Origin of the sequence: Pseudomonas sp. S09G 359, from assembly GCF_002843605.1 — a bacterium.
Lineage (GTDB): Bacteria > Pseudomonadota > Gammaproteobacteria > Pseudomonadales > Pseudomonadaceae > Aquipseudomonas.
The window spans coordinates 975,948-989,015 of the sequence record NZ_CP025263.1 but is presented as its reverse complement, the minus strand read 5'-3'; the positions used below and the strand labels follow the sequence as shown (position 1 = coordinate 989,015).

At 58.5% G+C, this 13,068-nt stretch carries 7 protein-coding genes; all 7 read left to right on the top strand.

Translation table 11 applies throughout. The annotated features are described in order from the left end of the window. Positions 1-62 precede the first annotated feature (62 nt). Positions 63-773 carry an SIMPL domain-containing protein gene (locus CXQ82_RS04355; RefSeq protein ID WP_101266482.1) on the top strand — a complete coding sequence of 237 codons (711 nt, stop codon included), beginning with the start codon at positions 63-65 and terminating at the stop codon, positions 771-773. Between the two features lie 200 nt (positions 774-973). Continuing rightward, positions 974-4,255, top strand: coding sequence for a dermonecrotic toxin domain-containing protein (locus CXQ82_RS31370; RefSeq protein ID WP_177409882.1), 3,282 nt, complete (start codon positions 974-976; stop codon positions 4,253-4,255). A 98-nt stretch (positions 4,256-4,353) separates the two neighbouring features. Continuing rightward, a complete protein-coding gene (locus CXQ82_RS04345) occupies positions 4,354-5,955 on the top strand; it encodes an ABC transporter substrate-binding protein (RefSeq protein ID WP_101266480.1) in 1,602 nt (533 codons plus the stop codon). Positions 5,956-6,213: 258 nt separating this feature from the next. Further along, entirely contained in the window at positions 6,214-7,842 is a 1,629-nt protein-coding gene (locus tag CXQ82_RS04340) for an ABC transporter substrate-binding protein (protein WP_101266478.1), read from the top strand. A 331-nt stretch (positions 7,843-8,173) separates the two neighbouring features. Beyond that, positions 8,174-9,751, top strand: coding sequence for an ABC transporter substrate-binding protein (locus CXQ82_RS04335; protein ID WP_371917350.1), 1,578 nt, complete (start codon positions 8,174-8,176; stop codon positions 9,749-9,751). A 172-nt stretch (positions 9,752-9,923) separates the two neighbouring features. Further along, complete coding sequence (locus CXQ82_RS04330; protein WP_101266473.1) at positions 9,924-11,327, top strand: OprD family porin; 1,404 nt, start codon at positions 9,924-9,926, stop codon at positions 11,325-11,327. A gap of 80 nt (positions 11,328-11,407) precedes the next feature. Continuing rightward, positions 11,408-13,006: an ABC transporter substrate-binding protein gene (locus CXQ82_RS04325; RefSeq protein ID WP_101266471.1), complete on the top strand. Its 1,599-nt coding sequence runs from the start codon at positions 11,408-11,410 to the stop codon at positions 13,004-13,006. Positions 13,007-13,068 lie beyond the last annotated feature (62 nt).

Below are 13,068 nucleotides of genomic sequence, written 5' to 3'. Positions count from 1 at the left end.
ACCCGAAGAACCCGATCCTCCCGTCTACAGTCATACCGATACGAACACCCTAAGGAGCTTCCATGTCTCGTTTCACTCGCAGTGCAGCCGTTCTCACCCTCAGCGCCAGCGCCCTGGCCAGCCTTCCGGCCATGGCCGCCGATGAGCTGCATTACAACCAGATCTCCCTGCGCGCCGAGGCCAGCCAGGAGGTGGCCCGCGACAAGATGATCGTCACGCTCTACACCGAGTCGCAAGATGCCGACCCGGCCAAGCTCGCGGCCGAAATCACCACCACGATGAACAAGGCTTTGGGCCAGGCCCGTGAAGTCAAGGCCGTGACCCTGCGCCAGGGCAGCCGTAACAGCTACCCGATCTACGACAACAAGAACCAGAAGATCACCGGCTGGCGTGAGCGCGCCGAACTGCGCCTGGAAAGCTCCGACTTCCCGGCGCTGTCCAAGCTCACCGGCGAGCTGCTGAACACGCTGAAAATGCAAAACATGGACTTCGCCATCGCCGACGCCACCCGCAAGGCCAGCGAAGACGCGCTGCTCAAGGACGCGGTCGCCGCGTTCAAAGCACGTGCGCAACTGGCCACCGATGCGTTGGGCGGCAAGGGTTACAAGATCGTCAACCTGAACTTCAACACCAATGGTTATCCACCCGCCTATGCCCGCGGCGGGATGATGATGAAAGCCTCCATGATGGATTCGGCGCCCACGCCGGAAGTGGAAGCGGGTACCAGCCAGGTCACGATGTCGGCAGATGGCGTGATCGAAGTTACTCAGTGATACGTTTTCTTCAGGCATAGACACGGCGCGGCCTCAGGCACGCGCCGTTTTACTTTGCGCGCCGCTGGCAATAATTGGTTATCTGTTTCCCGCGCCCAACGTGGAATCGACAGCACGGTTTTAACTACACATGTAACACCCCAGCCTGACAAGGAGAGCTCTGCGGGTTTGTGTTCAAACCACTGACGAGTAGCATCTCCATGACAAAATTACTGTCCCCAGCATTACTGAGTTTGCGCAACACAACATCTGCACAGAAAAATCCAATCGCAGACCAGCAACCCACCACCGCCCGCCCCAGCAACACAGCCCCCCACCAAACACTGCCACCCCCTCAGCCGGCGCCCGGTGACTCAGCCCTGGTCTCGTCGTACATCGCGGCGGTACAGCGCAAAGTAGAAGGTGATGCTCCTGGCTCTGTCACGGTGCCGTCCCAGACCGTGCTGGGCCAATGGCTCGAACTGTATCGCGCGCAATTACGAAACCCAGTGGTCATCGACTGGCTTCGTGAACAGCATATTGATCCGACCACCCTGAAGGTGACGCCCGCCACCGGGGCCATGTCTGCCACCGTTGACGGCGTGAAAAAACAGTTTTCCCTCACGGACGGTTCAGGCTGGGGCCAGGTTTCAGGCCCTCTCCTCGCGGTCGCCAAAGTCATCGTCCCCTCGGCCACGGGGAGCTTGAAGGCGCAATGGAGCGGTGATTCCTTCTCTGTATCGCCAAACGTAGTGGCCGGGTTTTATGGTGAAATACTGCCGGCTAACGTGAGCCAGGCTCGAACGCAAATCAGGCGCCTGGAACATGACCATACCTTCGCGGCGATTGCCCCCGATGACCACCTGCGCTCGGCGCAAGCCATGGAAATACAGCGCAGCAATGCCGAACGGGCGAATAGCGCCGCCCCGCAAAAAATGGCCTTTACTCGCCTGGCGGGGGCCGTAGCCAACGCTTATCCGAACGTTCGCGAACAAGCCAAGCAATGGGCCGGGGATTTGCTCAAGCAATTGACCGGCAAGGAAATTGACCCCGACACCCTGTACCTGAATCGTTTTCATAGCGGCCAATCCGGCCCGGACGTCAATACAGTGACTGGCTATGAACACATGAATGAGGAGCCGCTAAGTTCACAACGCCTGCCGGAGGCGTTGTTGAGCAATTTCTCCGAACACGACCAGGACCCTGGCACCCTGGATTCGATTTCCGGTATCTACACCGTCGGCGCAGGGCAAAAGGATAGCGGCGGATACGGTGCGCACAACGAGTTCAAGCTCGCGCCGTCGGCGCTGATGCATGCCAGTTGGAAAACCGACTTCCAGGAAGAAATGACGCAAAAGATCGACAAGTTCTGGAGTACCCGCGGCGATGATTACCGCACCACGCTAAAAGGCGAATTTGCCCATCAGGCACGCCAACAGCTAAAAGTGTTTGACGCCAAAACGCCCCTTGAACAACGCCTGATGCCCGCCGAACAGCAATTTTCCCGAGCTGACTATGAACTGGTAATGAAGGCTGCCTCCAACCTGCCGGTCGACGAGAACACCCCCGTGAGCGTTGCCCAGTTGCAGGCCGAAGCGCCGGCGAAGGACCAGGTACGCGCCTATCCCCTGGATATAAACGGCTGGAACTCGAGCGACATCATTCGGTTCAGCGCCGTGGACGACCACCAGTACAATTACGAAAACAACCGCCGGGATGGCACACAGATTCTTTATATCCCGGGGGCCAAGCCCGCGTTTGTTAGGTTCGACTCGCTGAAAAAGATGGACGAGTGGATTCTGGACCAAGCCAAAGACCCTAAAAAGCGCGAAGCCCTGGCTTCACATTTCTCGCTCTACAACCGTCAGGACGGTGGCCTCTTGGGCAAGTCCGGCGTCGACTCATCACTCGCTCATCTGGCAGACGGCACATGGCCAGAGTTTGAAGGCCACACCATCGACCGCAACTACGCGCGCATCCAAGGCGATGTATTCAGCCACATGAAAGACCAGGCCAAGGAACGTATGACCAGCGATGCAGACAGCGCTATCAAGTCCGACAGCGAAGTCACGCGAGATACCTGGCTCAACGACATTACGGTAGCCGCCGGGATCTTCGGCAAGCTGGCGCCGCTGGCGTGGCCCGCCGGGATAGCGGCGGCCGGTACCGGACTGGCCGAGCTGGCATTGGGTGCGGAAAAATCCGTGTCGGGCGACACCCAGGCAGAGCGCAGCGACGGCGCCTGGAAAGCCTTCGACGGCACGCTCAACACCTTGTTCTCCGCCAATGCCAGCGGGAAAGTCGAGGACCCATTTACGGCGCCACGAGAGAACGTAACAACGCTACCCACGCGACTCTCTACCGACAGCCGCGCAGGTCGTGCAGTGCCCAATCGCCTGCAACCGTCACAGGCCGGCAGTATCAGCAACTATGCCGTATCGGACGGCGAGCAGTTAATTGCAAACAGAACGCCCAACGCCAAGGGTATTTATCAGGTCAAGGACGCCAATGGCCAAGACCAATGGCTTATCCGCCACACCGATAGCACGGGCGTGGGCAAAGTGTATGAGATCCGCAGTGATTTCAAACTAAGTGACAACTATGTACAAATCATTGACCCCCAAACCAGGCTGCCGGTGATGAGTGTGCACGCTTCCGGCAACGGTGAATGGGTCAGCGCTCCAGCCAATGGCGGCGTGAAGTGGCCTTGGCAGAGCCCTCCCTCGCCGACATTCAGTAACGAAGCCCAGACGTCTCGCAGGCTGTCTGACGGGTTCGATATGCTGGGTGATCCAAAAACCAGCGGGGCCGAAAAGTTTGATGAGATCTTCAAATACAATAGCAACACGGCCTACGAGCAATCGGCGAGAAACATTGACGAAGGGGGTGTCGTTAAAAGAAAACTCACAACCTCCTGGACTGTCGAGGAAAACAACTTCGAAGTGCTTCCAAGCGAAATAGCGCAGCCGCAAGAACATAGCTCAACGGCCTACTCGCAAAATTTCATCAAGGATTTAAATCGCGATCGCTATACCGTCCGGATAAAACAACCCGACGGTTTCACCACTGTGGAGCTGAATGCCACCGGCACCGCCAACGGCGAAACCCTGAGCAAACGCCTGGAACAGTTCGAGAGCGCTATCCCCGACCCCAACCTGCGTTCGCGCATATCCGAGGTCGCTCACCAAGGCAGCGTCGCCCCCACTTCGGTGGAGCTACAAGCCAACCAACTCCAGGACCATGTGGGCTTCAGGGGCAAGGACACGCACTATGTCATTACCTATGATCCGGCGACCAACACGGCTCAGGTTTCCTTCGAGGCGCAAATGACGTTGCTCGACCTGGATCAAGATGCTGCCGTCATTCCCAATACAGAGGTAACCGCGCGCAGAACGTTCCAGATCAGAGAAAGCAATCAATTGGAGAACGAGTCGAACCCGTACACCATCGACAAAAGCGCCCCATTCACCCTGAGCACTTCGGTTATTACCGACGCGAACTAACGACGCGGCTACCCCACAAACCAGAACGGCGGTAACCTCGGTGACCGCCGTTTTTTCGTTTGGGCAGCGCGTCTATGCCTGCCACTTCAGGGGTCTCCATGGAAAGAATTGCCTTAAAACCGCTGCTCCTCGCCGCCGGCCTGCTGGCCTTTATGCCGATGGCCCAGGCCGCCAGCACCCTGGTCTACTGCTCCGAAGCCAGCCCGGCCGGCTTCGACCCGAGCCAGTACACCAGCGGTACCGATTTTGATGCCTCCGCCGAAACCGTGTTCAACCGCCTGACCCAGTTCAAGCGTGGCGGCACCGAGGTGGAACCGGGCCTGGCGACGCGCTGGGAAGTATCCACAGACGGCCTGGCCTACACCTTCCACCTGCGGGATGGCGTCAAGTTCCACACCACCGACTACTTCACCCCTACCCGCGACTTCAACGCGGATGACGTGCTGTTCACCTTCAACCGCCTGCTGGATGCCGACAGCCCGTTCCGCAAGGCTTACCCGTCCGAGTCGCCCTACTTCACCGACATGGGCTTGAACAGCACCATCAAGAGTGTCGACAAACTCGACGAGCACACCGTGCGTTTCACCCTCAACAACGTCGATGCCTCGTTCGTGCAGAACCTGGCCATGAGCTTCGCTTCGGTGCAGTCCGCCGAATATGCCGCGCAGTTGCTCAAGCAAGGCACTGCCGCCGACATCAACCAAAAGCCCGTCGGCACCGGCCCGTTTGTATTCAAGCGTTACCAGAAAGACTCGCAGATCCGCTACGTCGCCAATAAACAGTATTGGAAACCCGAAGATGTGAAGCTCGATAACCTGGTGTTCGCCATCACCCCGGATGCCGCGTCGCGCCTGCAGAAACTCAAGGCCGGCGAATGCCAGGTCAGCGGCTACCCGCGTCCCGCCGACATTGACGTGATGAAACAAGACCCCAACCTGCGCGTGCTGCAGCAAGCGGGTTTCAACCTGGGCTTCCTGGCCTACAACGTGACGCACCCGCCGCTGGACCAGCTCAAGGTTCGCCAGGCCCTGGACATGGCCATCGACAAGCCGGCAATTATCAAGGCTGTGTACCAGAGCGCCGGGCAATTGGCGCAAAACGCCCTGCCACCGGCGCAGTGGTCTTATGACCCGTCCATCAAGGATGCGCCTTACGATCCAACCAAGGCGCGGGCGCTACTAAAAGAAGCAGGGGTTGCACCAGGTACCACCATCAATTTGTGGGCGATGACAGTCCAGCGCGCCTCCAACCCGAATGCACGAATGTCAGCACAAATGATCCAGCAGGATTGGCAGAAAGTCGGGATCAAGGCCAATATCGTTAGCTATGAGTGGGGCGAGTACATCAAACGCGCTAAAAATGGCGAGCACGATGCGATGATTTATGGCTGGACCGGCGACAACGGCGACCCCGATAACTGGTTGGGCGTGCTCTACAGTTGTGCTGCCGTCAAGGGCAGCAACTACGCCAAATGGTGTAACCCAGCCTATGACAAGCTGGTGCAGCAGGCCAAGGTCAGCAGCGACCGCGAACAGCGCATCAAGTGGTATCAACAGGCGCAAAAAATCCTTAAGGAACAAGTGCCTATAACGCCTATTGCAAACTCGACGGTTTTCCAACCCCTGCGCAAGGAGGTCAAGGACTTCAAGATCAGCCCCTTCGGCCTCACACCGTTCTACGGCGTAAGTCTAGATAAGTAACAGCAGCGCCCCAACCGAGTGCGCTAGACGCCTCGGTTGAGCCTTCCTGGTGCATCCTCTGCACCGAAAAAACCCTCAAAAACGACGCAATTGTGTAGAAACTTTCATAATTGCGACATTCCTGTACGTTCGTACCACTCTTTGCCTATTGCAACGGTTCAGCATCTTGCAATGGGTATGGCGCCTGCATAAGTATCCGCAGGCCGACTCACGAGGTCGCCCTCACCACCAAAAATGACAACAAATCATGAGGCCAACATGCTTAAACACGCAGTCCTTCCGTTATTAGTGAGCGCAGGCCTTATGGCCGCAGCCCCATTCGCCCAAGCGGCGACTAACCTGGTGTTCTGCTCCGAAGGGAGCCCGGCTGGTTTTGACCCAGGCCAGTACACCACCGGAACAGACTTCGATGCCTCGGCCGAAACCATGTTCAACCGTCTGACCCAGTTCGAACGCGGCGGCACCGCTGTGATTCCTGGGCTGGCCACCAACTGGGACGTGTCCCCGGATGGCCTGACCTACACCTTCCATCTGCGCGACGGCGTCAAGTTCCACACCACCGCGTACTTCAAGCCGACCCGTACCTTCAATGCCGATGACGTGCTGTTCACGTTCAACCGCATGATCAACAAGGACGACCCGTTCCGCAAAGCCTACCCCACCGAGTTCCCGTACTTCACGGACATGGGGATGGACACCAATATCAAGAACATCGAGAAAGTCGATGACCACACCGTCAAGTTCACCCTTGGCACCGTGGACGCGGCCTTCATCCAGAACCTGGCGATGAGCTTCGCGTCGATCCAGTCGGCCGAATACGCCGCGCAACTGTTGAAAGAAGGCAAAGCCGCCGACATCAACCAGAAGCCAATCGGCACTGGCCCGTTCGTGTTCAAGAGCTACCAGAAAGACTCGAACATCCGCTACACCGGCAACAAGGACTACTGGAAACCTGAAGACGTGAAGATCGACAACCTGATCTTCGCCATCACCACCGACCCGTCGGTGCGTATCCAGAAGCTGAAGAAAAACGAATGCCAGGTCACCCTGTTCCCACGTCCGGCCGACCTCAAGGCGCTGGGCGAAGACAAGGACCTGAAACTGCCGAACCAGGCCGGTTTCAACCTCGGCTACATCGCCTACAACGTGATGGACAAGGTCAAGGGCAGCGACCAACCAAACCCGCTGGCAGACATCCGCGTGCGTCAGGCACTGGACATGTCGGTAAACAAACAGCAGATCATCGACTCCGTGTACCAGGGCGCGGGCCAACTGGCCGTCAACGCCATGCCGCCGACCCAATGGTCGTATGACACCACCATCAAGGATGCCAAGTACGATCCTGAGAAAGCCAAGGCACTGCTCAAGGAAGCTGGCGTCAAGGAAGGTACCGAGATCGTTCTGTGGGCCATGCCGGTTCAGCGTCCGTACAACCCGAACGCCAAGCTGATGGCCGAGATGCTGCAAAACGACTGGTCCAAGATCGGCCTCAAGGTCAAGATCACCAGCTATGAGTGGGGCGAGTACATCAAGCGCTCCAAAGGCGGCGAGAACCAGGCCATGATCATTGGCTGGAGCGGCGACAATGGTGACCCGGACAACTGGCTGAACGTGCTGTTCGGCTGCGACTCGCTGGCCGGTAACAACTTCTCCAAATGGTGCGACAAGAAATTCGACGGCATCGTAAAAGAAGCCAAGGCCACATCGGACGTCGCCAAACGCACCGAGCTGTACAAGCAGGCGCAACATATCCTCAAAGATGCAGTCCCGATGACACCTATCGCGCACTCGACGGTGTATCAACCCATGCGCAACACCGTACAGGACTTCAAGATCAGCCCGTTTGGCTTGAACTCTTTCTACGGCGTGAGCGTAAGCGGCAAGTAAGGATCAGTAACGGCGACGTTTCATCACGTCGCCGTTATTGCATCCGCCTGGACCCTAGGCAACAGAGCGCATTCGTCACCGCTGCGTCCTACAGCAACGGACCGCGACATGCAGTTCTATTGCCTACAAGGTCTATCCACTTTGGCGCATTTACTGCCAGGTCCGCGGCCCATAACGTCGTAGGACAGCAGAAGCGCCAGCATGGAAAAGGTACTTGCTGTGTGTGGGATCAGTGATGTCTCCCTGGCCGAAAGCCAGGGTGATTGCTCGCTGATGACAATTACAAACAAGGATCGGGATCGTCATGCGCCATACCACCGTTCTATCCGCAATGTTTGCCACCAGCCTGCTGGCTGTGGCCACGATGGGCCAGGCCGCCGACAAGAAGAGCCTGGTGTTCTGCTCCGAAGGCAGCCCGGCGGGCTTTGACACTGCGCAATACACCACGGCCACCGACAACGACGCGGCCGAACCGCTGTACAACCGCCTTGTAGAGTTTGAAAAAGGCGCGACCAACGTGGTGCCTGGGCTAGCGACCAAGTGGGATATTTCCGAAGACGGCCTGACCTACACCTTTCACCTGCGTGAAGGGGTGAAATTCCACAGCAGCAAGGAATTCAAGCCGACGCGGGACTTCAACGCCGACGACGTGCTGTTCACCTTCAACCGCATGCTTGACCCCGACCACCCGTTTCGCAAGGCCTACCCCACCGAGTTTCCGTACTTCAACGGGATGAGCCTGAACAAGAACATTGCCAAGGTCGAGAAAACCGACCCGCACACCGTGGTGATGACCCTGAACTCGGTGGACGCCGCGTTCGTGCAAAACATCGCCATGAGCTTCGCCTCCATCCTCTCGGCCGAGTACGCCGAGCAGTTGCTCAAGAGCGGCAAGCCCAGCGACATCAACCAGAAGCCGATCGGCACTGGCCCGTTCGTGTTCCAGCGCTATCAGAAAGACTCGCAGATCCGCTACGTGGGCAACAAACAGTACTGGGACCCGAGCCGGGTCAAGCTGGACCAGCTGATTTTCGCCATCAACACCGACGCGTCGGTGCGCGTGCAGAAGCTCAAGGCCGGTGAATGCCAGGTCACCCTGCACCCGCGCCCAGCGGATGTGGACGCCCTCAAGGCCGACCCGAACCTGCAACTGCTGACCAAGCCCGGGTTCAACCTCGGCTATATCGCCTACAACGTGCGCCACAAACCCTTCGACCAGCTCGAAGTGCGCCAGGCGCTGGACATGGCGGTGAACAAGCAAAGCATCCTGAATGCCGTGTACCAGGGCGCGGGGCAACTGGCGGTCAACGCCATGCCGCCGACCCAATGGTCTTACGACGAGACCATCAAGGACGCCGCCTACAACCCGGAAAAAGCCAAGGAACTGCTCAAGGCCGCCGGCGTGAAGGAAGGCACCGAAATCACCCTGTGGGCGATGCCGGTGCAACGTCCGTACAACCCCAATGCCAAGCTGATGGCCGAGATGCTGCAAAGCGACTGGGCCAAGATCGGCCTCAAGGTCAAGATCGTCAGCTACGAGTGGGGCGAATACATCAAGCGCACCAAGAACGGTGAGCACGATATCAGCCTGATCGGCTGGACCGGCGACAACGGTGACCCGGACAACTGGCTGGGCACCCTCTACAGCTGCGACGCCATCGGCGGGAACAACTACTCCATGTGGTGTGACCCGGCGTACGACAAGCTGATCAAGCAAGCCAAGGTCGTCACCGACCGCGAACAACGGACTGTTCTGTACAAACAGGCGCAGCAACTGCTCAAGCAGCAGGTGCCGATCACGCCAGTCGCCCACTCGACGGTCAACCAGCCGTTAAGCGCCAAAGTCGAAGGTTTCAAAGTGAGCCCCTTCGGCCGCAACGTGTTCTCGGGCGTCAGCATTACCCCATAAGAAAATAACCGGATGCAGGAGGGCGGGAAACCGCTCTCCGGCAAACGTGCAGCCTTTTGTTGGGAAATTTCCCACGGCAAACGTTTGCACTAGCTTGAACGAGTTACACACCCAAATAGCCGGATCACCAAAAAAGACCGGCATTAAAAAGAGAACCAAAGGAGCTTCACCCATGAAACTGAGCAGCAAAGCGCTTCTGGCCCTGGCCATCAGCAGCATCACGGCCACCGCCTACGCTGAACCCGCCAGCCAGGACTTCGTTCCTACCACATTGGCCGGCTCCAGCGCCCAAGGCGAAGCCAAAGGCTTCATCGAAGATTTCAGCCTGGGCGGCACCACGCGTAACTGGTACTCCCACGAAAGCCTCTATCGTGGCGGTTCCTTCGACTACACCGAGCATGGCGTAGCCAAGACCGACCGTAATCGTACCAACTGGGTACAGGGCACCATCATCAACGCCAGCTCGGGTTTCACCCAGGGCACTGTAGGCGTGAAGACCGAAGTAGCGGTGTACAACGCCCTGGTTCTGGACCGCAGCAAGCGCGACATCAAGGGCGGCTCCAACCGTACCCTGGCTGATTCCGACGGCAACGCTGTAGACCAGTGGAGCAAACTGGGCCTGGCCAACGTGCAGTTCCGCGTATCGAACACCACGCTGACCGCCGGTCGTCAGAACTTCAGCACGCCAATCGTCGACACCATCGGCAACCGTGCGCTGCCGTCGAGCTTCCAGGGCGTGAGCTTCAACAGCGAAGAGTTCAGCAACCTGTCGTTCCAGGGCGGCGCGTTTGACCGCGTTTCGCCACGTACCGAACAGAGCCTGTCGAAATTCCGTTCCGAGTACAGCGCAGGCGGCGCAGGTGGCGCGACCACCGACAAGGTCTACACCCTGGGTGCCAACTACCAGCCGTTCAAGAGCCTGAAGACCAGCGTCTTCGGTGCCAACGTCAAGGACTTCTGGAACCAGTACTACTTCGGCGCAACCCACGAGTTGGGTGACAGCCAGACCCTGTCCCTCACCACCGGCCTGAACTACTACAAGACCGTGGACGAAGGCAAAGCGCTGATGGGCGAGATCGACAACGATACCTACTCGCTGTCGCTCGGCCTGGCTCACCAGGCTCACAGCCTGACCTTCTCCTATCAGGCAGTAGACGGTAACGAGTACTTCGACTACCTGCACGAAACCAACGGCATCTACCTGGCCAACTCCCTGACGTCCGACTTCAACGGCCCGAACGAGAAATCGTTCCAGATCGCCTACGCCATCAACATGGCCGAATACGGCGTCCCAGGCCTGAAGTTCAACGCCTACTCCGCTCGCGGCTGGGGCATCGATGGTACTCACTACCGTAGCGGCAACGGCGCACTCGGCTACGGCGCGCAGATTTTGACCCAGGATGGCGAGAAGCATCAGGAATACGGTGTCGGCGCGAGCTACGCAATCCAGAGCGGCCCACTCAAGGCCACCGCGATTCGTGCCACCTACGTGGAACACCGTGCCAGCGCCAACCAATCCGACGGCAGCATCAAAGAATTCCGTCTGGTTACCACCATCCCGTTCAACATTCTTTAATTAGTACCAGGTAAACGCCGGGCTCAGGACGAGCCCGGCGTCTACGCTTGTCTGGTCCCATCGATTGCAGAGGGCTCTGAATGAAAATGCTTCCGCTACAAGCCGCCATTGCTGCCGCCCTTTTGAGCGTGGCTGTGGGCATTTCGGCCAAACCGCTGGTGGTCTGCACCGAAGCCAGCCCGGAGGGTTTCGATCCGGTCCTGTACACCACGGCCGTCACCGCTGACGCCGCCGCGGAAACCATGTTCAACCGCCTGGTGGACTTCAAGCCCGGCACCACCGAAGTCATCCCCGCGCTGGCCAAAGACCTGCCCGAGATCAGCGCCGATGGCCTGACCTACACGTTCCACCTGCGTGACGACATCAAGTTCCACACCACCGACTATTTCAAACCCACGCGCAACCTGAATGCCGACGACGTGCTTTGGAGCTTCCAGCGCCAGCTGGACCCGAATCACCCGTGGCACAACAAGTCCAACGTGGGCTACCCGTACTTTGAAAGCATGGGCTTCAAGGAACTGCTCAAGAGCGTGACCAAGACCGACGATCACACTGTGGTCTTCACCCTGACCCGCCCTGAAGCACCGTTCCTGGCCGACCTGGCCATGGCGTTTTCTTCGATCCACTCCGCCGAATACGCCGACCAGTTGCTCAAGGCCGGCAAGACCGATGACCTGAACGCCAAGCCGATCGGCACCGGGCCGTTCATCTTCACCCGCTACGCCAAGGACGCCCAGGTGCGTTTCAAGGCCAACCCGGACTACTTCCGTGGCAAGCCACCGGCTGATCCGCTGATCCTGGCGATTACCACCGATAACAACGTGCGCCTGCAGAAACTCAAGGCCAACGAATGCCAGGTCGCGCTGTATCCGAAACCGGATGACGTGCCGAGCATGAAGGCCGACCCGAACCTGAAAGTCGCGGAGCTGGCGGCGATGACCACCGCCTATACCGCCCTGAACACCACCCACAAGTACATGAGCGACGCACGCGTGCGTCACGCGATCAACATCGCGTTCGACAAGAAAGGCTACAACGAGTCGTTGTATGGCAAAGGCAACGCCGTCGACGCCACCGGCCCGTACCCACCGACCCTGCTGGGCTTCAACGACAAACTGAAAAACCCGCCACGCGACCTCGACAAGGCCCGCGCCCTGCTCAAGGAAGCCGGTGTACCGGAAGGCACCGAATTCACCCTGTTCACCCGCAACGGCGGCGGCCCGACCAACCCCAACCCGATGCTCGGCGCCCAGCGCATGCAGGCGGATCTGGCCCAGATCGGCTTGAAAGTGAACATCAAGGTCATGGAATGGGGCGAAATGCTCAAGCGCGCCAAAGCCGGCGAGCACGACATGGTTTCTGCCGGTTGGGCGGGGGATAACGGGGACCCGGATAACTTCCTCACCCCTAACCTGAGTTGCGATGCCGCCAAAAACGGCGAAAACTACGCGCGCTGGTGTAACAAAGAGTTTCAAGACTTGATCGACAAGGCGCGCGCTGACGCTGAACCCACCCAGCGTGCCGCACTCTATGAACAAGCACTGGACGTTTTCGACAAGGACCAACCATGGATTCCCATGGCTTACCCGAAAATGTTTACCGCCATGCGTAAGAACGTCGAGGGTTATACCCAAAGCCCTCTGACCACAAATAACTTCGCCACCACTCAGGTGAAGTAAATAAGAGAAACGCTCGGCACCGCCCACCAGGACGGTGCCGAACCTGCCTAACCGGCTGATTG